This is a genomic window from Acidovorax sp. FG60 (genome assembly GCF_057808995.1).
In genome coordinates, this window is record NZ_JBMDJC010000016.1 from 24,704 (window position 1) to 51,496 (window position 26,793).

Sequence of the window (26,793 nt, forward strand, 5' to 3'; positions counted from 1 at the left end):
GCCCCCTCTGAAGGCCCCCTTGCGGCAAAATCGCGCCATGGCCGAACGAGTGATTCCCCTGGTGGACCAACGCATTGCTGCTTTGGCAGCGAAAGTGCCCGCGCGAGCCGTGGTCCCCACGGGCCTGCTCACCGACACCCGGGGCCGCCCGCTGCGCGACCTGCGCATCAGCGTGACAGACCGCTGCAACTTCCGCTGCAACTACTGCATGCCCAAGGAAGTGTTCGACAAGGACTACCCCTACCTGCCCCATGGCGCGCTGCTGAGCTTTGAAGAGATCACGCGGCTGGCAAAGCTCTTCCTGGCGCATGGCGTGCGCAAGATCCGCCTGACCGGTGGCGAGCCCCTGCTGCGCAAGAACCTGGAAGCGCTGGTGGCGCAGCTGGCCCAGCTGCGCACGGTGGACGGGCTGGCGCCCGACCTCACGCTGACCACCAACGGATCGCTGCTGGCGCGCAAGGCCAAAGCGCTGAAAGACGCGGGCTTGAACCGCGTGACCGTGAGCCTCGACGGCCTGGACGACGCCGTGTTTCGCCGCATGAACGATGTGGACTTTCCGGTGGCCGACGTGCTGGCGGGCATCGAAGCGGCGCACGCCGCCGGGCTGTCGCACATCAAGGTCAACATGGTGGTCAAGCGCGGCACCAACGACCACGAAATTTTGCCCATGGCCCGCCACTTCCGGGGCACGGGCACCACGCTGCGTTTCATCGAATACATGGACGTGGGCGCCACCAACGGCTGGCGCATGGACGAAGTGCTGCCCTCAGCCGAGGTCATCGAGCGCCTGCGCGCCGAGCTGCCGCTGGTGCAGCTCGACCCCAGCAGCCCCGGAGAAACCGCCGAGCGCTGGGGCTATGCCAACGCCGCAGGCCAATATGACCCCGCCCTGGGCGAGGTGGGCGTGATCAGCAGCGTGACCCAGGCGTTTTGCCACGACTGCAACCGCGCGCGCCTGTCTACCGAAGGCAAGTTGTACCTGTGCCTGTTTGCCTCCGAAGGCTACGACCTGCGAACCCTGCTGCGCGGCGGCGCCAGCGACGAAGCGATTGCCTCGGCCATCGCGCCCATCTGGCAGCAGCGCACGGATCGTTATTCGGAGCTGCGCAGCAGCCTGCCGGCAGACAATACACCAGGGGTGCGGCGTGTGGAAATGAGCTACATCGGCGGGTAAGCAAAGTGCCGACTTTTTAGGGCACCATCGGTGGCTTCGGTCCTCGCGTTGTCCTTACAGCCACCCATGTCCCTTCAACCAAAACACCGCGCACTGTTTCTGGCCAACGCCGCCGTCTTGGTCACCCACCAGATCGACGCCGCGTACTGGCACGAGTGGGAGCTGTTTCACATCCCCGGCGGCAACCAGGTCAACTTGCTGCTGAACCTGCCCATCATTGCGCTGGTGCTGTACGCGCAGTCGCAAGTGGCCCGTGGCGAGGGTTCAGCGGCCCTGATGTTCTACAAACTCATGCCTTGCCTCGGTGCCTTGACCGTGGTGATCCACGGGCTGTTTTTTGCCCTGGGACACGAGGCCTTTGTACAACCTGTGTCCCTGGGCCTGCTGGTCGGCACGGCTGTCCTTTCCTGCCTGCAGTTGACCGCGCTGCGCACCCGGCCGCTGCGGTAGCCCTCTATTTCACGCTCCATCGCGCGCACCATGACCAAGATTGACACCCAAGACATTACCGGCATCGTCCTTGCCGGCGGCCGCGGCTCCCGCATGGGCGGGGTCGACAAAGGCCTGCAAAACTTTCGGGGCCTGCCCCTGGCCCTGCACACCCTGATGCGACTGCAGATGCAGACCGGCGCCACCATGGTCAACGCCAATCGCAATCTGGCCGCCTACGAAGCCTTCGGCGCACCGGTGTGGCCCGACGTGCTGAGCGACTATGCCGGGCCGCTAGCGGGTTTTTTGACAGGACTGGAGCGTTGCGAAACGCCCTGGCTGCTGACAGTGCCCTGCGACACCCCGCTGTTCCCCCTGGACCTGGCCCAGCGCCTGGCGGCGGCGGCTGACGCCCAGGACGCCGACATCGCCATGGCCGCAGCGCCCGAGGACGATGGCACGGGCCGCACCACCGTGCGCACCCAGCCGGTGTTCTGCCTGCTGCGCGTGGACCTGCTCGAAAGCCTGGTCGCTTTCACCCAGGCCGGTGGCCGCAAGATTGACGCATGGACGGCACAGCACCGCTGCGCCATCGTGCCGTTTGACCAGCCCGGCGACGACCCCAAGGCCTTTTTCAACGCCAACACCCTAGCTGAGCTGCACGCGCTGGAAAGCGCGAGCGCACCGCAGGCCTGATCACGCACCGCTGCGATGAACGCGCACACGCCTGCGGCCGCCCGTGCAGTGTTGATCCGCCCGTTGGTCGCATCGGACGCTGTGGCCTACAAAGCCCTTCGCGACGAGGCTTTGCGCACCGCGCCGGATGCGTTCACGTCCGACTACGAATCCTCGGTGGGCCGCGATGCCAGCGAGTACGTGGCGCGGTTTGGCGCGCCGGAGTCGGGTCAGTTCTTCCTCGGCGCCTTCGATGCCGCAGGCCAGCTGGTCGGCTGCCTGGGCTGTGAGCGCGAGCAGCGCACCAAGCAGCGGCACCTCGCCACGCTGGTAGGCATGATGGTTGCGCCACAAGCCCAGCGCCAAGGCATCGGCCAGCAGCTGGTAGCCGCCTGTGTAGAGGCCGCCAGCGGCGTGCCCGGACTGACCCAGCTGGTGCTGACGGTCACGGCCTCCAACACGCATGTCGTGCGCCTGTACGAGCAGGCCGGGTTCCGCGCCTGGGGCCTTCTGCCCCACGCCATCGTGGTGGACGGCGTGGGCTTTGACAAGCTGCACATGGTGCGCGTGCTGCACGACTGATTGAAAGTTACTGAGACCCATGAAAACCATTGCCCAGATTGCCGCCGAACTGCAAGGCTACGACCCGCAGGCCCTGAGCGCTGCCGATGTGAACACGTTCTTGGAACGGCTGGTCGAGCCCGTGAGCGCCACCGAAGACTTGCCCCTCTTCAGCGCCCTGGGACGCGTGCTGGCGCAGGACGTGATCTCCCCCGTCAGCGTGCCGCCCCACGACAACTCGGCCATGGACGGCTATGCGTTTGCGGGCGCCCAACTGGTCGCAGGCCAGCCTCTCACGCTGCGCGTGGTGGGCACGGCGCTGGCGGGCAAGGCCTGGGTGGGCACCGTGGCGGCGGGCGAGTGCGTCAAGATCATGACCGGCGCCATCATGCCCACGGGCCTCGATACCGTGGTGCCGCAGGAGTTCACCACAGCCGCCGCAGCTGACGGCCACATCACCATCGCGGCCGATGTGCTCAAGACCGGCGACAACCGCCGCTTCAAGGGCGAAGACCTGATGGAGGGTAGCGTGGCGCTGGCCAAGGGCACGCTGCTGGCGCCTGCTGCGCTGGGCCTGGTCGCCAGCCTGGGCCTGCCCACCGTCACGGTATACCGCCGCCTGCGCGTGGCGTATTTCTCGACCGGCGACGAGATCCTAAGCCTCGGCGAGCCACCCCGCGAAGGCGCCGTGTACGACAGCAACCGCTACACCATGTTCGGCCTGCTCACGCGGCTGGGCGTGGAGGTGATCGACCTGGGCGTGGTCCGCGACGAGCCGGAATTGTTGGAGGCCGCATTTCGCAACGCGGCGCAGCGCGCGGACGCCATCATCACCAGCGGCGGCGTGAGTGTGGGGGAGGCCGACCACACACGCACCATGATGAAGAAGCTGGGCGACGTGGCCTTCTGGCGCATTGCCATGCGGCCGGGCCGCCCTATGGCGGTGGGGCGCATTGCCACCACAGAAAATCAAGCCGAATTGGCCTCCAGCGCTTACCCATCAAGCGCTAACAGCTATCAAAATGATACCAATCACCCCCACAGCGGTGCGGTGTTGTTCGGCTTGCCGGGCAACCCCGTGGCCGTGATGGTGACCTTCCTGGCCTTTGTGCGCCCCGCCCTGCTGCGCATGATGGGCAGCAACCACAGCGCCCCACCGCTGCTGCGCGCCACCAGCACCGAGGCCATGCGCAAGAAGCCTGGCCGCACCGAATACCAGCGCGGCACCGTGAACACCGCAGCCGACGGCACGCTGCAGGTGCGCACTACGGGCAACCAGGGCTCGGGTGTGCTCAGCTCGATGGTGCAGGCCAACGGACTCATCGTGCTGCACCACGGCCAGGGCAACGTGGCCGTGGGCGACACGGTGGATGTGATGGTGTTTGACGGCGTTATTTGACCCCCTGAGTCGCTTTTCACCTTCCCCCCAGGGGGACCGACGCCTTCACTGCGGGGCGGCCCTTGCTAAGCATCTCTTACAGGAGCCGCGCCCGTGGCACCCCGCGCGGGCGAAGCACAGCACAATGGCTTTTTTCATTTGCACCCGTTTGGAAATCTTGCGCCTATGCCCTACACCGCCCAGCACCTTGCGCAACCCCCATCCCGTGACGAGGTGGACCGCCTGACAGGCGCCGCTGTTGTGGAATTTGGCACCCCCTGGTGCGGCCACTGCCAGCGCGCGCAGCCACTGATCGAACAAGCGCTGAAGGACCGCGCAGATGTAGCGCACATCAAGGTGGAAGATGGCCCCGGCCAGCGCCTGGGTCGCACGTTCGGCGTCAAGCTGTGGCCCACGCTGGTGTTCTTGAAGGACGGCAAGGAGGTCGCTCGCCTGGTGCGGCCGCAGGGGCAGCAAGACGTTCTGGACGCCGTAAACACCGTCTCGGCACCTGCATGAGGCACGCGTCCGACTCCGAATAGGAAGAAGCCCCATCGGGGCTTCTTATTGGGTCGCACCGCTCCGCCGTTGGGGCACCGCATGGCTACTTGGCCACGTAATCGTGCGGCGGGTGCAGCGGATGCTCAGGCTCCTCGGCAGCCACCGCCGTGTTCGCCCCCGGCACGGCCTTGCGCGCGAACAGCGTGTACATGGTGGGCACCACAAAGATCGTGAGCAGCGTGCCCAGCGACATGCCCCCCACAATCACCCAGCCGATCTGCGTGCGCGTCTCGGCGCCAGCGCCTGAAGCCAGTGCGAGCGGGATGGCTCCCAGCACCATGGCGCCGGTGGTCATCAGGATGGGGCGCAGGCGCTGGGCCGAGGCCTTGACGAGCGCATCCACCATCTCCATGCCCTGCTCACGCAGCTGGTTGGTGAACTCCACGATCAAGATACCGTGTTTGGTGATGAGCCCCACCAGAGTGATCAGCCCGATCTGCGAATACACGTTGAGCGAGCCGCCGCTCCACTTGAGCGCCAGCAGCGCACCAATCATCGACAGCGGCACCGAGACCATGATGACCAGCGGGTCGATGAAACTCTCGAACTGCGCGGCCAGCACCAGGAAGATAAAGACCAAAGCCAGTACGAAGACGATGCCCAGCGCCCCCTGCGAGCTCTTGAACTCGCGCGAGGTGCCGTTGAGTTCGGTGGTGTAGCCGGGCTTGAGCACTTTCGCCGCCGTGGCGTCCATGAAGCTCAGCGCCTCGCCCAGCGAGTAGTCAGGCGACAGGTTGGCCGTGATGGTGGCCGAGCGGCGCTGACCAAAGTGGTTCAGCTCGCGCGGGCTCACGCTTTCGCGCACGTTGACCAGGCTGGACAGCGGGATCATGGCTTCGTTGCGGCCGCGCACGTAGATGGTGTCGATGTTCTCGGGCGTGGTGCGGCCCCTGGCCTCGGTCTGCACGATCACGTCGTACTGCTCGGCATCGCGCTTGTAGCGCGTCACTGTGCGCCCTCCCAACATGGTCTCGATGGCCTTGGCCACCACATCCACGCTCACGCCCAGGTCGGCGGCGCGTTCGCGGTTGACTTCGATGCGCAGCTCGGGCTTGTTCAGCCGCAGGTCCACGTCGGGGCCGACGATGCCGGGGTTCTGCGCGATCTCGGCCATGAAGGCGTTGGTGACGGCGTTGAGGTTTTCGTAGCTGTCCGAGGTCTGGATCACGTAGGTGAGCGGACGCGAGCGAAAGCCCTGACCCAGTGACGGCGGCGTGATGAGAAAGGCGTTGACGCCAGGCAAGCCCGACACCTTGGGCTGCAGTTCGCGCGCCAGCTCCAGCGTGGTGCGGTCACGCTTCTCCCAATCCACAGTGCGGTAGATCACGCTGCCCTGGGCCACGGTGGGGTTGCCGATGTTGGCGAAGATGCGGTCGAACTCGGGGTAGTCCTGGCCGATCTTTTCCAGCTCCAGTGCGTAGCGGTTGGTGTAGTCCAGCGTGGCGCCATCGGGGGCGGTGACGCTGGCCAGGATAGTGCCGCGGTCTTCCAGCGGCGACAGCTCTTGCCGCATGCTGGGGTACACCACCACCAGCGCCGCACCACTCACCGCCATCACCGCCAGCACGATCCAGCGGGCCTGGAAGATGGCGCCGCGCACGCCCCCGCGCTCGCTGCCCTTGGCCGACCAGCGGGCCGTCACCAGCCACCGCAAAAGGCGGCCATAAGCGTCTGACAGCGCCGTGAGCCAGCGCTCCATCGAGCGGTCGAACCAGTTGGGCTTCGGGTTGTGCTTGAGCAGCAGCGAACACATCATGGGTGAAAGCGTCAGCGCCACGAAGCCGGACACCACCACCGCGCCCGCCAAGGCCAATGCGAATTCCACAAACAACCGGCCCGTGCGGCCCGGGGTAAAGGCCAGCGGGGCATACACCGCCACCAGCGTCAGCGTCATGGCCACGATGGCAAAGCCGATTTCGCGCGCGCCCTTGATGGCGGCTGAGAACGGGTCCAGCCCTTCCTCGATGTGGCGGTAGATGTTCTCCAGCATCACGATGGCATCGTCCACCACCAGGCCGATGGCCAGCACCAGCGCCAGCAGCGTGAGGGTGTTGATCGAAAAACCCGCCAGCGACATCAGCGCAAAACTGCCCACCAGGCTCACCGGGATGGTGATGATGGGAATGATGGACGCGCGGAAGGTGCGCAGGAACACGAAAATCACCAGGGCCACCAGCACCACGGCCTCGGCAATGGTGGTGTAGACGCTTTTGATGGACCGGTCGATGAACAGCGAGTTGTCGTTGGCAATGTCGATGCCGATGTCCGGTGGCAGGTCGGCCTTGAGCGTGGGCAGCATGGCGCGCACGCCCTGCGACAGCTCCAGCGGGTTCGCGGTGGCCTGGCGGATCACGCCCACGGAAATGGCTTCGCGCCCGTTCAGGCGCACGCGGCTGCGGTCGCTGGCGGCGCCCTCTTCCACCCGCGCGACGTCGCGGATACGGACCGGGAAGCCGTTCACGGTGCGGATCACCACCTCGGAAAACTGCGACGGCGTGGCCAGGTCGGTCTGCGAGGTGACGCTGAACTCGCGCTGCTGCGACTCGATGCGACCTGCGGGCAGCTCCAGGTTGTTGCGGCGGATGGCGTCTTCCACGTCCTGCGTGGTCAGGCGGTAGCCCGCCAAACGCTCGGGGTCCAGCCACACGCGCATGGCGTATTTCCGCTCGCCGTAGATGGGCACATCGGCCACACCGGTCACCGTCTGCAGCCGCGGCTTGACGATGCGGTTGATAAGGTCGTTGATCTCCAGCGGCGTGCGTGTCTCGCTGCTGAAAGCCAGCCACATCACGGGCGAGGCATCGGCCTCCACCTTGGCGATCACGGGCTCATCCACAGCATCGGGCAGGCGGTTGCGCACCCGCGCGGTGCGGTCGCGCACCTCGGCGGCGGCGTTGTCGGCGTCTTTCTCCAACCGAAAGCGCACGCTGATCTGGCTTTGCTCGGCCCGGCTGATGGAGGTGATCACGTCCACCGCGTCAATGCCCGCAATGGAGTCTTCGAGCGGCTTGGTGACCTGGGATTCGATCACCTCGGCCGACGCGCCCGCATAACGCACGCTGACGGTGACCACGGGTTCGTCGATCTTGGGGTATTCGCGCACCGACAGGCGGGTGAAGCTCACGGCGCCGATCAGCAGCACCAGCAGCGAGAGCACGGTCGCAAAGACCGGTCGGCGTATCGATATTTCAGCGAGTTGCATGGCAGTCCTGGAACTTCATCGATCACGCAGGATGGCGTGGGCTGCCTTGTGGTGCGCGGCCGGGCCTGCCCGCAAGCTGGCAAGGATTAGGGCCGGGCAACGGCGCCACTACGGCATTGGCCGATGCTGCAGTGGCAGTGGCAGCGGCGGCGGTAGCAGCATTGGCAACGGGTGCGGTTGCCATCGGCTGCGCCGCTGCGCGGGGGCTGCTGGCGCTGCCAGCCCCGGTGGGCGCCGGTGCATCGGTCGGTGCCACGGCACCCGCAGCACGGTCTGCACCTACCGCCCCGGCCGAGGCGGCTGCGCGCGCTGGTGATGGCGCACCGCCATTGCTCTGCTTGCCTGGCTTGCCCAGTTCCACCACACGCACTGGGGTGCCATCCTTTTGGATGCGCTGCTGGCCTGCGGTCACCACCACATCTCCCATGGCCAGACCATCCACCACTTCCACAAACCCGGGGGTGCGCGCACCAAGCTTGACAGGTGTGCGCCGCGCCACGCGGCTGCCAGGCTCCTTGCCATCCACAATCTTGAACACATACGGGCTGCTGCCGTCGGGCACGATGGCTTCCTCGGGGATCACCCGGGCATCGCTGCGCTCTGAAAACACGGCCGTCACGCGCGCAAACATGCCGGGGCGCAGCTGCAGACGCCGGTTGTCAATGCAGCCGCGCACCACCACCGAGCGGCCATCGGCGTCAATCTGGGGGTTGATGGCCTGCACCACGGCGCTGTAGCGCACGCCGGGCAAGGCGTCGAACGCCACCTGGGCGGTCTGGCCCGTGCGGACCTTGCTCTGCAAACGCTCGGGCAAGCGGAAGTCCACATACACCACATCCAGGTCTTCGACATTGACGATGTCGGCACCGTCCTTGAGGTAGTCGCCCACGTTCACCCCGCGAATACCGGCGATGCCGTCAAACGGCGCCACGATCTTCAGGCGCGAGGCCGTGGCCTGCGCCAAGGACAATTTGGCCCGCGCCACTTCGAGGTTGGCGGCACTTTCATCCACCGAACGCTGGCTGATGAAGCCCTGGGCCACCAGTTCCTGATTGCGCTTGTGGTTGGCCTGGGCGATGGAGAGCTCGGCCTGGCTCTGCTGCACCTGGGCGCGGGGCAGCTGGTCGTCAAACTGCACCAGCACCTGCCCGCGCCGCACGCGCTCGCCGTCGCGAAAGTTGAGCGCCGTGATGCGACCGCTCACCTCGGGGCGCAGCACCACGCTCTGGCGCGACCGCAGACTGCCCACGGCCTCGGCATCGTCGCGCAAGGCCATCTGCCGCACGGCCACGGCCTCTACCGCCACGGGGCGGCCTGCGCCCCCACCCTTGGCCGCCGCACCAGCCGGCGCGGCGCTACCCCTGCCGTCGGCAGGCGCCTCGCTGCGCACGGACTGGGCCGGTTTCTGAAGCCACCAGGCTGCGCCCGACGCGGCAGCGATGCCAATGACAGCGAAAACGATGTATTTGTTCTTGGACGCCATGGGTCGATGAAGCGGGTGATGTGGGGAAGGCAGCCAAACAATGTATCAGTGCGTGTCTTGCGCTGCAGCAAACCTTGGCATACCCACAAGGGCAATTGCGGCAGATTTACGCAGGCTTTACATGCTGCAGAGACAAAAAAAGCCCCGGAGGGGGCTTCTGATGCCGTGGTGCACAGACGCTGCGCACCGATAGACGCCCACCGTCACCCACGCCCCAGGGCTTTTTCGACACCCCGGTTGGCCAGTGCATCGGCCCGCTCGTTGCCTGGATCGCCCGAGTGCCCTTTCACCCAGCGCCATTCGATACGGTGGCCAGCCGTGCTCACCAGCGCGTCCAGCCGCTGCCACAGCTCCACGTTCTTGACCGGCTGCTTGGAGGCCGTGCGCCATCCCTTGGCCTTCCAGCCGTGAATCCACTCGGTGATGCCCTTGCGTACATATTCGCTGTCGAGGTACAGCGTCACGGCGCAGGGGCGCTTCAAGGCCGACAGCGCCTCGATCACGGCCATCAGCTCCATGCGGTTGTTGGTGGTGCCCAGCTCACCCCCAAAAAGCTCTTTTTCTGTCGATCCCGAACGCAACCATGCACCCCATCCCCCAGGGCCGGGGTTGCCCTTGCAGGCGCCATCTGTGTATATCTCTACCTGGTTCAAACTGTGTTCCTGTCTCTGTCGTCGCTGTCTGTGAATATGCGCGAGGTGCTGCCCGTTGCACCCGCCGGGCCTGCCCGGTTGGCAATGGGCACTGTGGAGGCGGCACGCTGTCGGCTGGACCGCCAGGCGGGCTCCAGCAAACGCATGCCGTGAACCCGCTTGACCGCCACCAGAAAATAGGCCGCGCCAAAAATAGGCCACCACCGCTCGCCCAACGGGTCCATGAAGCCAAAACGCTCCAGCCACTGGGTGCTGCGCACCGCCGGACGATAACAGCCAAACTGGGCCGACTCGACCTCAAAACTCAAAAGCCTGAGCCAGTCGCGCAAGCGCCGGTAGCCAATGAACTCGCCCACATCCGGCAGGTATAGAGTGCCCCCGCCCAGACGCTGGATCATGCGGGCACGCCACTGGCGCAGCCCCCACAGGCTGGTCGGGTTCAGCCCGCTGATGACCACCCGGCCCTCGGGCACGAGCACGCGCTCCACTTCACGCAGGGCGGCGTGGGGGTCAATGCTCAACTCCAGGGTATGGGGCAACACCAGCAGATCCAGGCTCGCTGCCGCAAACGGCAAGGCCACGGGCTCTGTCAGCAGATCCACCGCGCGGCGCTGCAGGGGGGCATCGCCATTACCGGTCTCTAGAAAGGCGATGGAACCCCGCACCGCCTCCTGCCCCAGCGCCAGCCATTGGTGCGGCATGCGGTTGGTGCGAAGGCCATCCAGCAAGGGCATTCCAAGCTGCAGGCTGTGGTAGCCAAAGATATCGGCCACCGCCTCATCGAAGCGCGCCTGCTCCCACGCCAGCAGGTACCGGCCCGGCGGGGAATCGAACCAGTGGTGCAAACCTATAATTTGATCGCTCATGAACTTGCTGCCGCTGCCCGCCTTTACCGACAACTACATCTGGATGCTGCACGACGGCCGCCAAGCGATCGTTGTGGACCCGGGAGATTCCGCGCCTGTGCTGCAGGCCCTGCAGCACCTTGGTGTGCAGTTGAAGGCCATTCTAGTCACGCACCACCATGCCGATCATGTCGGCGGTGTGGATGCCGTGCGCAGCGCCACCGGCGCCGTGGTCTACGGCCCCGCACGCGAGAAAATCCCCGAGCCGCTGCACCGCCTGGCGCACGGTGATGCTGTGGAAACCTTGGGGCTTCGGTTCGAAGTCATGGATGTGCCCGGCCATACCGCTGGCCACATTGCCTACTACTGCCCCGACATCGACGGGGAGCCCCTGCTGTTCTGTGGCGACACGCTTTTTTCGGGCGGCTGTGGTCGGCTGTTTGAAGGCACGCCCGCCCAAATGCTGAACTCCCTGGACCAGCTGGCGGCGTTGCCCGGCAACACCCGCGTATGCTGCACCCACGAGTACACCCTCTCCAACCTGAAATTTGCGCGGGCCGTGGAACCCGGCAATGCGGCATTGCTCCACTACAGCAGCCAATGTGAAGCACTGCGGGCCCGCCACCAGCCCACACTGCCGTCGCGCATGGCCCTGGAGCAAGACATCAACCCCTTCCTGCGCGTGCGACAGCCTGCAGTGGCCCAGGCGGCCCATGGCTACGACGCAAAGGTGAATCAAGACGATGCCGTGGCGGTACTGGCCGCACTGCGTCAATGGAAAAACGAGTTTCGATGAAAATTTTGCACATCGCCTGCCTGGCGTGCGCGCTCTGGCTCACGGGCTGCGCCACCACCGGGCCTTCGCAGGACAGCGCGGCTGACAGCGCACCCTCCACACCCACCGGTGCACCACCCCGGACCGCCCACACCCCCGTCATCCCCAACGGCCCGCTCAGGCCCATCACCGCCGCGCAGGCCTCCAGCGGCGAGGTGGCATCGCTCTCGGCCCCCGCCGACCTGTGGGACCGCATCCGCAGAGGCTTTGCCATGCCCGACCTGCAGCACGAACTGGTGCAGGACCGCGAGCAGTGGTACGCCACGCGACCCGACTACATGCAGCGCATGACCGAGCGCTCCAGCAAGTACCTTTTCCATATCGTTGAAGAGCTGGAGCGACGCGGCATGCCCACCGAGCTGGCGCTGCTGCCCTACATCGAAAGCGCGTTCAACCCGCAGGCTGTGTCCAGCGCCAAGGCGGCCGGCATGTGGCAGTTCATGCCCGCCACGGGCAACTATTTCGACCTCAAGCAGAACGCCTTCCGCGACGACCGCCGCGATGTGCTCGCATCCACGCGCGCTGCACTCGACTACCTGCAAAAGCTCTACGGCATGTTTGGCGATTGGCACCTGGCCCTGGCCGCCTACAACTGGGGCGAAGGCAGCGTAGGCCGGGCCATTGCCCGCAACCAGAAGCAGGGACTGGGCACCAGCTACACCGACCTGAACATGCCGGCCGAAACCCGCATGTATGTGCCCAAGCTGCAGGCCGTGAAAAACATCGTAGCCAACCCCGAGGCCTTCCGCACCGAGCTGCCCCTCATCGAAAACCACCCCTATTTCCAGACGGTGGACATCACCCATGACATCGATGTTGCGCTGGTGGCCACGCTGGCAGGCATTCGCGAGGAAGATTTCCGCGCGCTGAACCCGTCGTTCAATAAGCCTGTCATTCTGGCTGCCGGTACGCCACAAATCCTGCTGCCCTGGGACAACGCCAAGGTGTTCCAGCGCAACCTTGAAGCGCGCCGCGAGGGCCAGTATGCAAGCTGGACCGTGTGGTCCGTGCCCTCCACCATGACGGTCTCCGAAGCCGCGCAGCGGGCAGGCATGAGCGAGAACGACCTGCGCAGCATCAACAACATTCCTCCCCGCATGCTGATCAAGGCAGGCTCGGCGTTGATGGTCCCGCGTTCATCCGCCATCCGGCAGGACGTCTCCTCGCACCTGGCAGACAACGGCCAGGTCGCTTTCTCGCCAGAGATCGTGACCCGCCGCACCACGGTGCGAGCCCGCAAGGGCGAAACCGTGGCCAGCATCGCCCGGCGCTACAAGCTCAGCGCTGCCAGCGTGGCCGACTGGAACGACGTGCGCGCCAGTGCGGCCTTCAAGCTGGGCGAGCAGGTGGTCGTGTACCTGCCCGTGCGACAGGCCACGCAGGCGCGTGGCACGGTGGCCCGCTCCGGATCTGGCAAGCGCTCGGCTGCTGCGCCTGTACGCCGAGGGGGAACCCCCTCCAAGGTCAAGCGCCGCTAAAACGCCATTGGAACGCCGCGGGCAACGCGCAAGAAGGCGTCACCAGGCGCCTCAAAACTTCAGCGAGTGCATGCCCAGAAGCCCCAGAATGCCCATGATGATGAGGTACAGCGCCACGATGGTGCTGAGCAGACGGGGCATGACGAGGATGAGAATGCCCGCGATCAAAGAGACAAGCGGGCCGATGCTGAGGGTAAAAGACATGGAGCAATCCTGGTGAGGTAGATGACTGGTAGGCCGAGGCTACGGCAAACCGAACGCCGACGAATGTAAGCCATCTTCCCGACCCGGATGCCGACGCATTGCGACAGTGCGCGGCATCCACTGATCAATCTGGGTCCTGCACTGCCACTGCTCCCCTGCGGTCACCCCCAAAGTGGCCCAGCGAGTATCCGGTGCGCAAGCTCAGACGTTGAATTTCTGCCGCGCCTTGCGCACGAAATCGTTGGTGTAGGTGCGTGCCAGCTCCACCTTGAAATCCGCCAACTCGGGGTGCACGCGCGAGAGCACGCGCAAGGCCGTGGCTGCGCCATCATCGGGCATCATCCCGTGGGTCGAATAGGTCTCGCGCACCCGGCTGAAGGCCGCCAGGTACAGCCCCCGGTCTCCCATCAGGTAGCCCGGAGGCACCGCCTTGACAAGGTCTGCCGGGGCAGCGGTCTGCAGCCATTTGAGGGCATGCACGATGCCGTTGGCCAGTGCCTGGGCCTGGGCGGCATGTTTTTGCAGGAAGGGCTGCGGCGCATAAAGACAGCTGGCTGGCAGGGCGCCGCCAAACATCTCCTGCGCGGCCTTGAGTGAGCGCATGTCGCCGGCAATGCGTGTGTCTGCCTTTTGCTCCAGCAGCGTCATGATCGGGTCGGCATGGCACAGCGCATGCACCTGTCCGGAACGCAGCGCATTCATCGCGGCCATGCCAGATCCCACGCCCACAAACGCCACGTCACGCGGCCCCATGCCCGCTCGGGCCAGCACCACGCTGGCCGCCAGGTGCGTGGACGACCCCACCGATGACACGCCAATGCGCCGTCCCTGCAGATCCGCCAGATCCTTGTACGCAGGCAGCGAGCGTTGCGAAACCCCCAGCGCCAGTTGAGGCGCACGCCCCATCACTACCAGCGAGCGGTAGGACTGGCCACGCACCTGCTGCCGGATGGTGTGCTCGAAGGCTCCGGCACAGACATCGGCCCCACCCTCCTGCACCGCCTGCAGGGCCAGGGCGCCGGCCGAAAAATCGCGCACCGTCACGTCCAGACCTTCCGCCTTGAAGTAGCCCAGTTGGTCGGCCAGCGCCAGCGGCAGGTGGTAGAGCACGCCCTGTCCGCCCACGGCAATGGTGACGTTGCCCAACGCTGCTGCCCCCTCTGCCTGCGCCCGCACAATGGCAGGCGCAAACACCCCGGCCGCCGACAGGGCGGAGACGGCGCCAAAGGCGCGGCGGGTGAGCAAGGGGCGGGTCATGACAATCCGTGAGAATCAGTGGAAGCAGCAATGCTGCATTGCAACAATCGTGCCCCAGAGCCCACAAACCCGCATCAGGGGGAATCCCTGCGGGTTTCTACGTACCAGGGTTGAAAGAAACTGGAGCCCGACCGGCAACCCCCGAGAGAGTGGCGCCAGCCCTTGTTCAAAGGCCAGGCTGGCAAAGATCAGCGGTAGCCGACGAACAGGATGCCAATATTGACCAAAAACGCTGCGGCCCAGACCACACTGCGCACGGTGGGCATGTCGGACACGTACATCATGATGTAGAAGATGCGCAGCATGACGTACAGCAGCGCCAACATGTCCAGCAACGTCTGCCCCGCCCCGAGCAGGTGCGCGATGATCACGGCACCGATGAAGAATGGCAAGCCTTCGAAACTGTTGGCCTGCGCCGCATTGGCGCGGGCCCGCCAGTCGGTCTGCCGAGCCATCCAGGCGCGGGGGTCGCGGTTGTCAAAGCCACCGTCCTTGCGCGACTTGCCGAAGCTACCACTCTTGGCCAGCCAGGCGCAGCCCATGGGAAGCAGGGCTGCGATCAGCACGCACCAGTAGGCCACTGTGAACCGTGCGACATGCATGGTGGTATTCATTTTTAAGCCTTTTTTGGCTCTAGCGCTTGATACACAAGCGCTAGCAGCTATTAAATTGTGAGTATTCTAGCCGCCGCAGGCACAAGTTTCGCGAACAAACACCTAGCGGCGATCCACCAGCGCATGCGCAATCGTGCCCAGGTCCACGTACTCCAGCTCGCTGCCCACGGGCACGCCGCGCGCGAGCCGTGTCACGTGCAGCCCCCGGCTCTTGAGCGCCTCGCTGATCACATGGGCCGTGGCCTCGCCCTCTGCGTTGAAATTGGTCGCCAAAATGACCTCCTGCACGGTGCCATCGGTGGCCCGGTCCATGAGCTTTTGCAGGCCAATTTCCTTGGGGCCAATGCCATCGAGGGGGCTCAGCCGCCCCATCAGCACAAAGTAAAGCCCCTTGAACGCCCCCGTGCGCTCCAGCGCCGACTGATCGGCCGGTGTCTCGACCACGCACAGCCGCGTCGCATCGCGCTCAGGGTCCAGGCAGGTACTGCACACCTCGGCCTCGGTGAACGTGTGGCAGCGCGCGCAATGGTGCACGGTGCCCACCGCATCGCCGAGCGCCCGCGACAAGGCCAGCGCCCCCTCCCGATCATGCTGCAGCAAATGAAACGCCATGCGCTGCGCAGACTTCACCCCCACCCCCGGCAAGCGGCGCAGCGCCTGGATCAGAACGTCGAGGGAGTTGGTGGTGGACATGGACAGACTAGATGCGATGCGCGTGACGTTGTAGGGAGCGGCGGAGCCAGGCTTCGACAAGCTCAGCCCAAACGGATGTAGGGAAGACAAACAGGTGCTCGCCCTCTGCCTTCACACCCCACCCTCAAGGGCGTAGCGAGCGGGATGAGCTGCTAGGCGGACGGAGCACAGGAACCGGAACGTACTTCCTGTACGTGAGGATTCCGAGCACCGCCCAACAACGCAGATCGCCCGCTCGGTAGCCAACCCTCAGAAAGGGAATTTCATGCCGCCGGGGAGGCCTGGCATGCCTTGGGTGAGCTTGCCCATCTTCTCCGAAGAAGTCTCTTCCGCCTTGCGCACCGCAGCATTGAACGCCGCCGCAACGAGGTCTTCCAGCATGTCCTTGTCTTCGGCCAGCAGGCTCGGGTCGATGGTGATGCGCTTGACGTCGTGCTTGCACGTCATCACCACTTTCACCAGGCCCGCGCCCGATTCACCCTCCACCTCGATGAAGGCCAGCTCGTCCTGCGCCTTCTTGAGGTTGTCCTGCATCGCCTGGGCTTGCTTCATGAGGCCTGCAAGTTGTCCTTTGTTGAACATGGTGTGGTTTCCTTTGCTTTCTTTCTGGTTGATCGATTCCCACGAAGGGAGAGAGATTCGGTATCCGAGATGCACGGTATTGTGCTGTGCAATGTCAGCGGCCCTCGAAACTGGCACACGCCAATCCAGTGCACTCGTGGAGCTGGCTTTGCCAAGCCACCGAGTGCGTCCCCCTCCCGCGAAGCGAGAGAGGGGGAAGGCGCCGCAGGCGACTCAGGGGGCGCTTCATCTCACGCAGGCTTGATGCTGCCCGGCACGATTCTCGCGCCATAGTCGCGCACCAGCGACTGCACATAGGGGTCGTTGTTCACAATCTCCTCAGCACGGCGCTGGCGCTCGGCCGCGGCAGCGGCATTGCGGCGGGCGGGGCTGTCGATGACGTGGCCCACCTCCACACTGATCTGGGTGGCATGGCCCGCAGCCTCCAGCGCGGCGCGCAGGCGCTCGCGTGCAGTAGGCTGGTTCAGCGATTCACGCTCCACACGCAGCAACCAGTGCCCCCCATCGCGCGCCACCAGTTGCGACTGCAGGGCCAGTTCGCGCACCAGGGCGGTAATCGATTCTGCCGCCACCATCTGCTGCACAGTGGCATGCCAGACATCGCCCTCCTCGGTGGGCGTGTAGCGCGCCGAGACAGGCGTTGGCGCAGAAAGCGGCAACGGTTGCAGACGCTCCCCTGGTTCGGGCGATTCACGCACCGGGATTGCTACATATTCAGGAGCGCCTTGCGCTTGCTGAGGTTGCGCTGGACGCTGATTTTGCCCAAATCTCTCGGGCGTACGCACCGGCAGTGCCGTGGCGGCGGAGTTTGCAGGTGATGCAGCACCCGGCTCTTCCGAGCCTGGCCAGGGTGGTGGCTCCGAAGAGTCCACGGATTCGGCGGATTCTGCAGAAATCTCCGGTGGCAATGCTGGCGAGGCGCCTGCTGCAGGCGCTGCGGGAGGCACCGCTGGTGGCACCTGGGGAGCAGGCGCGGGCGTCGGCGCCGTTCGTGCCACGGGGGCTGGCACCGCCACGGCAGCCGCTGCGGGAGCGGCAGAAACCGCTGCTGATGGGCTGGAAGACGCCGCTTCAGCCCGCGTCAGAGTTTTTTTTTCAGCCGATTCGCCAACGCCGCCAACACCGCTTACAGGCTTGAACGCCAGCAAGCGCAGCAGCACCATGGTCAGTGCCGCGTACTCATCGGGCGCCAGACCCAGTTCACCGCGCCCGTGCAGGCACAGGCTGTAGAGCAGCTGGGTTTCGTCAGCAGGCATCAGCGCGGCCAGGCGGGCCGTTTCTGCGGCCTCGGGGTCGTCGGCATCCACGGCGCCTGCCATCTGGGGCACGGCCTGGAACACCGCCATACGCTGCAGCACGGCGCTCATTTCTTCGAGCGTGGAGGCGGCCGACAGGCCATTGAGACGCAGCGTGTCCGAGGTTTCCACCACGGTCTTGCCGTCGCCCTCGGCCAACGCGCCGATGAGGCGAAACACGTAGGAGCGGTCCACCGCGCCCAGCATCTGGCGCACGGCGGCTTCCTGCAACTGGCCGCTGCCAAAAGCGATGGCCTGGTCGGTGAGCGACAGTGCATCGCGCATGGAGCCCCGCGCGGCGCGCGACAGCAGCCGCAGGGCCTGGGGCTCGGACGATACATTTTCCGACGCCAGCACCTGCGTGAGGTGGCTCAGGACCGTCTCGGGCGCCATGGGCCGCAGGTTGAACTGCAGACAGCGGCTCAGCACCGTCACCGGCACCTTCTGCGGGTCGGTCGTGGCCAGCACGAACTTGAGGTATTCAGGAGGCTCTTCCAGCGTCTTGAGCATGGCGTTGAACGCCGTGTTCGTGAGCATGTGCACTTCGTCGATCATGAAGACCTTGAAGCGGCCCTGCACTGGCTTGTAGACCGCCTGCTCCAGCAGGCTCTGCACCTCATCCACACCCCGGTTCGATGCAGCATCCAGCTCGGTGTAATCCGGGAAGCGACCACTGTCGATATCCGTACAGGCCGAGCACACGCCGCAGGGTGTGGCGGTGATGCCGCCCTGACCGTCGGGCCCCTGGCAGTTGAGCGATTTGGCCAGAATGCGCGACACCGTCGTCTTGCCCACACCCCGCGTGCCTGTGAACAGGTAGGCATGGTGCAGGCGCTGTGTGTTGAGCGCATTGGTGAGGGCCTGCACCACATGCTCCTGCCCCACCATTTCGGTGAAATTGCGGGGACGGTACTTGCGGGCGAGCACGAGGTAGGACATCCGGCAGATTCTACGGGCTGTGCCGAGTGTCCTTCCAGCGCCCACGGCAGCGGGGCTGTTCAGAAAAGTGTATCCGCATCCGTCGTACAATCGACGGTGACGGGCCTCCTCGCATGGTGAAGCGGCCAACCGGGTCAGGTGGGGAACCAAGCAGCCCTAACTGTGGAGTCAGTGCCGGGGGTAAGGCTCGTCAACTTCTTTTTTTGCGCTGTCGCGCAGCCCCCTCCCAGCGGCGACATCCTTCGCGATGTCCCCTTGCCTGGCGAGGCCAGGCCCTTCGCCCCAGGCACAAGCCCCCTTCGAACAGCGTTCTCAAGCTCCGGCAGCTTGGCGCAGCCAGTGCAGCGCGCCCAACCCCGCCCCACGGCCACTGGCCAAGCTGGCCGTGAGCAGATAGCCCCCGGTGGGCGCCTCCCAATCGAGCATTTCGCCCGCGCAGAACACGCCCGGTAAGGCATGGGCCATGAGATGCGTGTCCAGCGCCTCAAAAGCCACACCACCGGCGGTGCTGATGGCTTCGTCGATGGGCCGTGTGGCCACGACCGTGATGGGCAGTGCCTTGATGGCGTGTGCCAGAGCCACCGGGTCGTTCATGCCGTCCTTGCCCAAGTGTTCATACAGGATGCCCGCCTTGATGCCATCGAGCCCCAGACGGCTCTTGAGGTGGCTGGACAATGAACGTGATCCGCGTGGATGGCGCACTTCCACCAGCACGCGTTCCGGCGTGTGGTCGGGCAGCAAATCCAGATGAAAAGTGGCATGGCCGTGGGCCTCGATCTCATCGCGCAGCAGGTGCGACGCGGCGTAGACCAGGCTGCCCTCGACGCCTGTCGCTGTGGCCACGAATTCACCCCTGCGGCTGAACGTGCGGCCCTGGCTGTCGGTGAAAGCCAGCGCCACCGTCTTGAAGGGCTGGCCTGCAAAACGCTCGACAAAATGGGGCGTCCAGCCCACAGCGGGAACGGGGGTGCGGCCGATCAGCTCCTGCAAGAACGCGCGGCGCGTCTCACCCGCCGGCGCATCGGCGCGCAGCACGTCAAAACCACAGTTGGAGGGCCGCAGCGGCGCCACGGCCACACCGCGCTGCGCCAGCAGCGGCACCCAGGCACCATCAGATCCCAGGCGTGCCCAGCTGCCGCCGCCCAGCGCCAACACCACCGACCTGGCGGCCACGGGCACCTCGCCCGCAGGGGCTGCAAAACGCAGGGCACCGTCGTCCGACCAGCCCAGCCACCGATGTCGCATGTGGAACACCACGCCCTGCCCGCGCAGGCGCTGCAACCAGGCGCGCAGCAAGGGCGCGGCCTTCATGTCGGCGGGGAACACGCGGCCGGAGGTGCCCACGAAGGTCTCTACACCCAGGCCTTGCGCCCAGGCCCGGACCTCGGGCCCGCCAAATTCCTGCAGCAAAGGTTCGAGCTGAGGCTGGCGCTCTGCATAGCGGCTGACAAACGGAGCATGGGGCTCGGAATGTGTGAGGTTGAGCCCGCCCTTGCCCGCCAGCAGAAACTTGCGCCCCACCGAAGGCATGGCGTCAAACAGATGAACGGCCACCCCCGCCTGGGCCAGCACCTCGGCCGCCATCAGGCCCGCCGGGCCACCGCCGACGATGGCCACATCGCACGGCAAAGTCCCCGCAGACAGGGCTGGTGCGACGGGTGAATCGGAAGGAGAAAGGGTGTGAGACACGGGAGAACCTTGCTAAAAGTGGGGGCGTTGCGCGGGTTGGAAGCCCTGGGTGCGGGTCAAAACAAAGAGCCTTGCGCAGAATCTGCAGGCCCCGGCGCGGGGCGCGGACGCTCGGGCTTTGCCGGGGCATCCGGCGCAGCGGGGGCGAGAGTATGCCCGACGGCGGCAAGGGTGGGCCCGCCCCCTGCCCGCACCAAACGCCCATCGCCTGTGAGAAAGGCCGCGTGCACGGCCTCGCCCGGCATCAGGGCCTGTACGGCTTCTTGGTAGCGCTGCAGTTGCGCCACCAGCGCTTGCTGGCGCTGAGGCTGGGCGGCGCTTTTGTAGTCGAGCACCCACCAGCCTGCCATGGCGTCATCTGCAGACAGGGCACGGCGCAGCACCAGCCGGTCGATGCGCAGGCTTTGGCCCTGGTAATGCAGCGGGGCTTCGTTGATGGCGGTCTGCACCTGCTCCGGGTCCCACGCCCAGGCGCCCTCCCCGGCCAGGATGCCCTGTGCCATGCGGGCCGCCAACTCGGCCGCTGCAGGGGCAATGTCGTGGTCGCTGGCCAGCCGGGCGATGCGCGCAGCAGGCCAGCCGTGGGCGCGCAGGTCGGCCAGCGGGGCACCGGCCACACCGGCCTGCTCCAGCAGCTGGTGCATGGCGTCACCCTGGCGTGACAGGGGGGTGGACTCGGCGTCGCCAGGCATGGCAACGGGCGTAGCACTGGTGGGGTCGGCGGCTGCAGCACCCGGTTTGGTGCGGGCGCTTTGCAGGGCTTCGGGCAGGGGGTGCAGCGCGGCGATGGTGAAGGTGTCGGGGGTCGCACCGGCTTCAGCGGAAAGCGCAGGGGCCGTGCCCGTGTCCACCTCGGTCACCAGTGGTGCCAGTCGGTTCCACCAACTGCCCGGCGCCGAATTGCTGGGCAACACGGACGACAGCGCCAGGCAATGTTTGGCGCGCGTCATGGCCACGTAGAGCATGTTCAGCTCCTCGCGGCTGCGGGCCTGCTGCTCGGCGGCCAGCGCGGCTTCTGCGCTGGGCGGCGGGTTCGATTCGCTGGCCAGAAAGACAAAGGCCGACGGCACGGCCTGCTCGCCAGGCCAGTCCACCAGCACACCCATGGTCTCGGCTTTTTGCGGGCGGGTGTCGGTGTCGAGCAGCAGCACGCAGTCGGCCTCCAGCCCCTTGGCGCCGTGCACCGTCAGCAGGCGAACGGCCTGCGCATCGGCCCGGCCGGGCGCGCGCACGCCGCCCTTCTTCATGGCCCGCACAAACGCATAGGGCGTGAGGTAGCGGCCGCCGTCGTGCTGCAGCGATGCCGCCAGCAGCGCGCGCAGGTTGGCCTGCACTGCCTGGCGCTGGGTGACCGGGGCAGCAGCGGCGAAGCGGGCCAGCACGTCGCCGTGCTCGTAGATGGCATGCAGCGCATCGTGCGGCGGCAGGCCACTCACCCAGTCTTGGTATTGAGTCAGAACAGGCCCCAGCGCTTTCAAGTCAAGCGCAAGCAGCTCACTTTTTAATAGCAAATCAAACCAGCTGCAGCCCGCATGCTCCGGCTGGCGGCGCAGCACGGCCAAGGCCACCAGGGCGTCGTCGCCCAGGCTGAAAAGGGGCGACTTGAGCGCGCGGGCCAGCGACAGGTCGTGGGTGGGCGAGACCAGTACATCCAGCAGCGCCACCATGTCCTGCACCTCGGGTGCGTCGAACAGGTCGGCCTTTTCGGGCTGCACACAGGGCAGGTGCAGAGCACGCAGGGCGTCCTGCATGCTGGCCAGACGATCACGCTTGCGGGCCAGCACCAACACCTCTTTGGGTAGCGTGCCGGCGGCAATCTGCGCAGCCACCCAGGCGGCGGCCTGCGTGCACTCGCGCATGCGCTGGGTTTCTTCGGCCTCGTGGCGGGGTTCGGTCAGGCTATCGCGCCAGGCCAGGGGGTCGCGGCCTGCGCCTTGGCTGTCGTCGTCCGCGTCGGTGATGGCGGGCAGGCGCAGCAACTGGCCGGGGTGCTTGGATTCGGTGGTGTGATCGCGGAAACCGCTGGTCTCTTGCTGCGCCTGGGCCTGGCCCATGACGGCGTTGACCGCGGCAATCACGCCCTGTGCGTTGCGGCGCGTGTGATCGCAGCTGAGCAGGTCGCCGCGCAGCCCATCGCGCACAAAAGCCTGCGCGGCGATGAACACCTGCGGCTCGGCGCGGCGAAAGCGGTAGATGCTCTGCTTGGGGTCGCCCACGATGAACACGCTGGGCGCGGTAGACCCGCCGCCCGAGCCCGCATAGCCCGACAGCCACGCGTGCAGCGCCTGCCACTGCAGCGGGTTGGTGTCCTGAAACTCATCGACCAGCAGGTGGCGAATGCGGGCATCGAGCCGCTCCTGCACCCAGCCCGACAGCACCGGGTCCGCCAGCATGACCAGGGCCGTGCGCTCCACATCGTTCATGTCCACCCAGCCGTGCTGCTGCTTGACGGCCACAAACTGCGCGATGAGGCAACGCGCCAGCCGGGCCATGCGCTGCTGGTGCTGCCAGGCCTCGTGCTGGCGGCGGGCGGTGAGCAGGCGCCGCAACTCGGGCTCGGCCTCCTGCGCGGCGGGGAACTTCTCCAGGTTCTTGGAGAGGCGGTCTTCCTTGGCCACAAACATCGCTTTGCGCAGCATGTCCAGGCGCTGGTTCAGGTCGGTGCAGCCCAGCGCGTCGATGATGGCGTCCGCCGCCTTCTGCGGGGTCTTGTTGGCCTCTGCGCCCAGAGCGCTGGCACAGTTGCGCCAGCGTTGCAGGGCGGCTTCGGTCTGCAGGGCCTCGGCGGGCTCGGCCAACGCGGCCAGCTCGGGGTATGCCTGCTGGAAGGGCGGCACGGATGCATCCACCACGCCTGCCGCGTCGGCCAGATCAAACTCCACCCGCTTGGCCAGTGCCGCCGCCAGCGCCTTGTGCGTTTGCGAGCGGCCGTGGCGGGCCACCACGGCTTCATAGTCGGCACGCAGGCTGGCGCTTTCGGCCACGGTCTGCAAGAACGGGGGCCAGACCTCGCGCACGGCCTCGGCATCGTCTTCGAGCAGCTCAAAGTGCGCGGGCAGGCCCTGTTGCTGCAGCAGCGCCAGCGGGGCTGTGCCCAGCAGCGCGGCAAACCAGCTGTGGAAAGTGCGGATTTGCGCCGGGCGGCCCGCTTCAAGCAGCTGGCGGTATAGATTTTGTAGCGCCTCGCGCTTGTCCAGTGCGCCCTGGGGGCTGATTCCGCGTGCAATCAGCTCGGCCGTAAGCTCTTCCAGCGGCTTGTGGCTGAACTGCTCCAACCATTCTTGCAGGCGCTGGCGCATTTCGCCCGCCGCCTTTTTGGTGAAGGTGATGGCCAGGATCTCGTGCGGCGCGCAGCCGTCGAGCAGCGCTCGCAGCATGCGCGAGACCAGCATCCAGGTCTTGCCCGCACCCGCGCAGGCCTCCACCGCCACGCTGCGTGCGGGGTCGCAGGCAATGGCATAGAAGGCCTCGCGCGAGACGGGGCGGCCGTTGTGTTCGTAGGCGGCCTGGGTGGGTTGTGGAATGCTGACGGTCATGGCGTCTCTTGCGCGGGCAACGCCTGTTCAGCGTCCGCCCAGTAGTCTTTGCGGCACAGTCCGCGCACGGCGCAGAACTCGCACACCGAGCCCTCGCCCAGCGCGGGCAACGGCGCACCGGCGGCGATGCGGGCCATGTCGTGCTGGATGCCTTCAACCAGCACATCGCGCAGGTGCACCACTTCGTCCTGTTCGTGCATTTGCGTCTCGCCGCGCTCGCCCACGTTGACGTAGGCAGCGCGCAGGGTGTCGTGGCTCAGCAAGGCGGCGTAGAAGGCCAGTTGCGTGTCCTCCGCCCCGGACTTGATGCGCTGGCGGGTCACGCTGTCGCTTTCGGTTTTGTAGTCAATCACCAGCACCGTGGGCTCGCCGGTAGACGAGACACCATCGATGCGGTCGAGGGTGCCGACCAGCTCCAGGTCGCCCAGCGGCTGGCGCGCCTTGACCTCGGCCTGGCGGAAGGTGGCGCCCTGCTGCTCGTGCCCTGCCAGCCATTGCAGGTAGCCGTCGCGCAGTTGCGCCCAGCCTGCGGCAAAGGGCAGAAAGTCTCCGTCTTGCAACCGCTGTTCGCGGGTGACAGCCTCGGCGGCGGCGTCCATGCGGGTGCGGCGCTCGTCCGGGTGGCCGGTGGGCTCAGCCAGCAACGCCTCGTGAAAGTGTTGCAGCACGGCGTGCAGCCAGTTGCCAAAGTCGCGCTTGTCCACTTCGGCATCCAGTTCGTCGGCCTCGCGCAGACCCAGCTGGCGCTGGGCAAAGAAGCGGTACGGACAATGGCGCAGGTCGGAATACGCGGTGGACGACAGATGCGCCACCGGCAACGCCTGGCCCACGGGCTGGGGACGCAGTGTGGGGGTGGCGGCCACTGCACGGGCCGCACGGTCGTCCGTGCCGGGTGTAGCGGCGCCATCCAGTTGCAGGGCCAGCACCAGGGCGCTGGCCAGCAGGGGCTCGCCGCCCTCGTCGCCGGTGCGCCACAGCACGTCCACCACGGGTGTGCGCAGGGCGTGGGCCCAGGCGGCCCGCTGGGCGGCCTCCAGCGACTGGCGTGTGGGCAAGCCCCAGGCCTCGCGCTGGGCCTGCGACCAGTCGCCTGATGGTTCAGGTGCGGCTTGCAGACGCTTTTCATCGCAGCCCGGCAGCACGGCGGCGGCAAAGGGGCGAGCCAGCAGTTGCGGCAGGGGCACCACCACCACGGGCGCATCGGCGGCCTGTGCGGCCACGTAGCGCCCGGCTTCGAGCACGTCCTTGGCCCATCGGGTGAATTCGGCCAGCGTCATGCGCCGGCCCGCGCTGTCGCCCCAGGCGTCCAGCTCGGCCTGTTGGCCGTCTTGCAGGCGCAGAGCAGCCAGCACACGCATGCCGGCCGGGTCGGCCGAGAGTCCTTGCCACTGGCCCGCCTGCTCCAGCACGGCGCGCAGGGCGGGCAGCCACTGCGCCAGCGGGCGCGCAGTGCGCAGGGTGTCACGCCAGGCCTCCACCGTGGCCACGGTGCGGGCCAGGTGGGGCTGGGCGCTCAGGTCGCGGGCGGCAGCAGCGCTCCAGTGCTGCACCACGCCCTTGCGCAGCCATTGCTCCAGCCGATTCACCTCGCCCGGCATCAGCGCAGGGGTGTGTTTGATCCAGTCCAGCACCACGTTGGAAGAGGCGTTCCACGCCGCAGCCTGCAGCGCGGCCATGACCCGCGAAGCGGCGCGTGTGGTCGAGAGAATCCAGCCACTTTCATCGCGCACCAGCACACCGCTGCTGTCCAGGTGGGCAAGCACGCGGCGGATCAGTGCGCGGTCGGTGGCGGCCAGCGCCACGGGCACCCGGCCATCTCGCACGTGGGCCAGCACGCAGGCTGCGGCGCGGTGGGCTTCGTCTTCGGCATCGGTGGCGGCATGCAGAGAGCGTTTTGGCGGCGCGGGAGCTTCATCGACCAATGCTGGCAGCGCAACACAAGCCCCCTGCTCGCCCCAATGGGCCAGCAGGGCCTGGGGGAGCGCGTCGGACTGAAAGCCTTCGAGCACCACCAGCGCATCCACCGCCGCGCGCACACCGGGCTCAAACAGTACATCGGTGGCGTGGCGTGAGGCCAGCACCCATTCCAGCGCCAGGCGCGCCACCAGGGCTTCGTAATGCAGGCTGCTGCCCTCGTCGGCGGTGGCCAGCAGTTTGCGGGCCTCGTCGCCCCAGGCGGCGCGCTGCGCGGGGGGCACAGCGGCCACGGCGGGTGCCAGTTGGGCGGCGGCTTCTTGCAGGGGCGTGGCCAGCATCTCGCGCTGGGCGCCCTGCCCCACACGATCGAGCAAGGCGCGGGCCGTGAGGGTGTCGCGCGCCACGTCGCCCGCAAAGTCGTCGGCCGAAGGCTCAAACACCTGCAACTGGCGAGCCCAGTTGCGGGTGGTTTCAAAGCGCGGCGCAAAGCCTTGCGGAAACTGCAGCGCCCAGTGGCGCTGGGCCCAGGGCATGAGCTGGGCGTAGGGCACCAACACCACTGTGCGCGCCAAATGGGCGCCATGGGCCTGGGCATGTGCGGCAACCTGGGCCAGAGCACGTTGCCACAAGGCGGTGCTGGCGACAGCAAACCCACTGGTTTGATCGCTTTTCGCTATGACTGTCATAGCGTCGCAACGCCCGGCCACACCGGTGAACGTGGGATTGGTTTCTGTCACAATGCCCAGACTTTAAACGTACACCGGTCACAACCCGCTCAAAATCAAGGAATCCG

General features: G+C 66.5%; 21 protein-coding genes and 1 other RNA gene. 9 read left to right on the forward strand and 13 right to left on the reverse strand.

Features of this window, described 5'->3' with window-relative positions:
- The first annotated feature begins 37 nt into the window (after positions 1-37).
- The 6 genes from moaA (at position 38) to ACODS0_RS20535 (ending at position 4,736) form a co-directional block, all read left to right on the forward strand.
- Positions 38-1,174, forward strand: a complete 1,137-nt coding sequence (gene moaA / locus ACODS0_RS20510) for a GTP 3',8-cyclase MoaA (protein WP_488836847.1) — start codon at positions 38-40, stop codon at positions 1,172-1,174.
- Positions 1,175-1,240: 66 nt separating this feature from the next.
- A complete protein-coding gene (locus ACODS0_RS20515) occupies positions 1,241-1,624 on the forward strand; it encodes a DUF6713 family protein (RefSeq protein ID WP_121506000.1) in 384 nt (127 codons plus the stop codon).
- 30 nt (positions 1,625-1,654) lie between these two features.
- Positions 1,655-2,299 (forward strand): molybdenum cofactor guanylyltransferase MobA, encoded by a 645-nt coding sequence (mobA, locus tag ACODS0_RS20520; RefSeq protein ID WP_121505999.1) that lies wholly within the window; start codon positions 1,655-1,657, stop codon positions 2,297-2,299.
- Between the two features lie 15 nt (positions 2,300-2,314).
- Positions 2,315-2,860 (forward strand): GNAT family N-acetyltransferase, encoded by a 546-nt coding sequence (locus ACODS0_RS20525; RefSeq protein ID WP_487260551.1) that lies wholly within the window; start codon positions 2,315-2,317, stop codon positions 2,858-2,860.
- 19 nt (positions 2,861-2,879) lie between these two features.
- Positions 2,880-4,238, forward strand: a complete 1,359-nt coding sequence (moeA, locus tag ACODS0_RS20530; RefSeq protein WP_488836850.1) for a molybdopterin molybdotransferase MoeA — start codon at positions 2,880-2,882, stop codon at positions 4,236-4,238.
- A gap of 165 nt (positions 4,239-4,403) precedes the next feature.
- Complete coding sequence (locus ACODS0_RS20535; protein ID WP_218300177.1) at positions 4,404-4,736, forward strand: thioredoxin family protein; 333 nt, start codon at positions 4,404-4,406, stop codon at positions 4,734-4,736.
- Positions 4,737-4,821: 85 nt separating this feature from the next.
- Here the strand turns inward: ACODS0_RS20535 and ACODS0_RS20540 are convergent, their stop codons facing one another.
- The 4 genes from ACODS0_RS20540 to ACODS0_RS20555 form a co-directional block, all read right to left on the reverse strand.
- Positions 4,822-7,980, reverse strand: coding sequence for an efflux RND transporter permease subunit (locus ACODS0_RS20540; RefSeq protein ID WP_055398192.1), 3,159 nt, complete (start codon positions 7,978-7,980; stop codon positions 4,822-4,824).
- Between the two features lie 22 nt (positions 7,981-8,002).
- Positions 8,003-9,463 (reverse strand): efflux RND transporter periplasmic adaptor subunit, encoded by a 1,461-nt coding sequence (locus ACODS0_RS20545; protein WP_488836853.1) that lies wholly within the window; start codon positions 9,461-9,463, stop codon positions 8,003-8,005.
- A gap of 203 nt (positions 9,464-9,666) precedes the next feature.
- Positions 9,667-10,116 (reverse strand): ribonuclease HI, encoded by a 450-nt coding sequence (rnhA, locus tag ACODS0_RS20550; protein WP_055398194.1) that lies wholly within the window; start codon positions 10,114-10,116, stop codon positions 9,667-9,669.
- Positions 10,113-10,982, reverse strand: coding sequence for a class I SAM-dependent methyltransferase (locus ACODS0_RS20555; protein ID WP_233559237.1), 870 nt, complete (start codon positions 10,980-10,982; stop codon positions 10,113-10,115). Before ACODS0_RS20555 ends, rnhA begins: the two co-directional genes overlap by 4 nt.
- On the opposite strand from ACODS0_RS20555, the gene gloB reads away from it, so the two are divergent.
- Complete coding sequence (gene gloB / locus ACODS0_RS20560) at positions 10,981-11,757, forward strand: hydroxyacylglutathione hydrolase (RefSeq protein WP_488836856.1); 777 nt, start codon at positions 10,981-10,983, stop codon at positions 11,755-11,757. The two genes, ACODS0_RS20555 and gloB, sit on opposite strands and share 2 nt — an antisense overlap.
- The gene (locus ACODS0_RS20565; RefSeq protein ID WP_121420520.1) at positions 11,754-13,274 is read left to right on the forward strand and encodes a transglycosylase SLT domain-containing protein; all 1,521 of its coding nucleotides are present in this window, start codon (positions 11,754-11,756) and stop codon (positions 13,272-13,274) included. The genes gloB and ACODS0_RS20565 overlap by 4 nt, the downstream gene beginning before the upstream one ends.
- 51 nt (positions 13,275-13,325) lie before the next feature.
- On the opposite strand, the gene ACODS0_RS20570 is transcribed toward ACODS0_RS20565, so the two are convergent.
- The 6 genes from ACODS0_RS20570 to dnaX all read right to left on the reverse strand — a co-directional run bounded on the left by ACODS0_RS20570 (position 13,326) and on the right by dnaX (position 18,858).
- Positions 13,326-13,478: a DUF3096 domain-containing protein gene (locus ACODS0_RS20570; protein WP_082437438.1), complete on the reverse strand. Its 153-nt coding sequence runs from the start codon at positions 13,476-13,478 to the stop codon at positions 13,326-13,328.
- Positions 13,479-13,679: 201 nt separating this feature from the next.
- Positions 13,680-14,735 (reverse strand): ABC transporter substrate-binding protein, encoded by a 1,056-nt coding sequence (locus tag ACODS0_RS20575; RefSeq protein ID WP_121505991.1) that lies wholly within the window; start codon positions 14,733-14,735, stop codon positions 13,680-13,682.
- Positions 14,736-14,923: 188 nt separating this feature from the next.
- Positions 14,924-15,349: an MAPEG family protein gene (locus tag ACODS0_RS20580; RefSeq protein ID WP_121420522.1), complete on the reverse strand. Its 426-nt coding sequence runs from the start codon at positions 15,347-15,349 to the stop codon at positions 14,924-14,926.
- Between the two features lie 102 nt (positions 15,350-15,451).
- The gene (recR, locus tag ACODS0_RS20585; protein ID WP_055398200.1) at positions 15,452-16,042 is read right to left on the reverse strand and encodes a recombination mediator RecR; all 591 of its coding nucleotides are present in this window, start codon (positions 16,040-16,042) and stop codon (positions 15,452-15,454) included.
- A gap of 249 nt (positions 16,043-16,291) precedes the next feature.
- Positions 16,292-16,624, reverse strand: coding sequence for a YbaB/EbfC family nucleoid-associated protein (locus ACODS0_RS20590; protein ID WP_055398201.1), 333 nt, complete (start codon positions 16,622-16,624; stop codon positions 16,292-16,294).
- 230 nt (positions 16,625-16,854) lie between these two features.
- The gene (gene dnaX, locus ACODS0_RS20595) at positions 16,855-18,858 is read right to left on the reverse strand and encodes a DNA polymerase III subunit gamma/tau (RefSeq protein WP_488836860.1); all 2,004 of its coding nucleotides are present in this window, start codon (positions 18,856-18,858) and stop codon (positions 16,855-16,857) included.
- Between the two features lie 98 nt (positions 18,859-18,956).
- On the opposite strand from dnaX, the gene ffs reads away from it, so the two are divergent.
- Positions 18,957-19,053, forward strand: an RNA gene (ffs, locus tag ACODS0_RS20600) — signal recognition particle sRNA small type.
- Positions 19,054-19,170: 117 nt separating this feature from the next.
- Here the strand turns inward: ffs and ACODS0_RS20605 are convergent.
- The 3 genes from ACODS0_RS20605 to ACODS0_RS20615 form a co-directional block, all read right to left on the reverse strand.
- The gene (locus tag ACODS0_RS20605; RefSeq protein WP_488836919.1) at positions 19,171-20,502 is read right to left on the reverse strand and encodes a TIGR03862 family flavoprotein; all 1,332 of its coding nucleotides are present in this window, start codon (positions 20,500-20,502) and stop codon (positions 19,171-19,173) included.
- Between the two features lie 101 nt (positions 20,503-20,603).
- A complete protein-coding gene (locus ACODS0_RS20610; RefSeq protein ID WP_488836862.1) occupies positions 20,604-24,083 on the reverse strand; it encodes a UvrD-helicase domain-containing protein in 3,480 nt (1,159 codons plus the stop codon).
- Complete coding sequence (locus ACODS0_RS20615) at positions 24,080-26,686, reverse strand: PD-(D/E)XK nuclease family protein (RefSeq protein WP_488836864.1); 2,607 nt, start codon at positions 26,684-26,686, stop codon at positions 24,080-24,082. The genes ACODS0_RS20610 and ACODS0_RS20615 overlap by 4 nt, the downstream gene beginning before the upstream one ends.
- Positions 26,687-26,793: the final 107 nt, after the last annotated feature.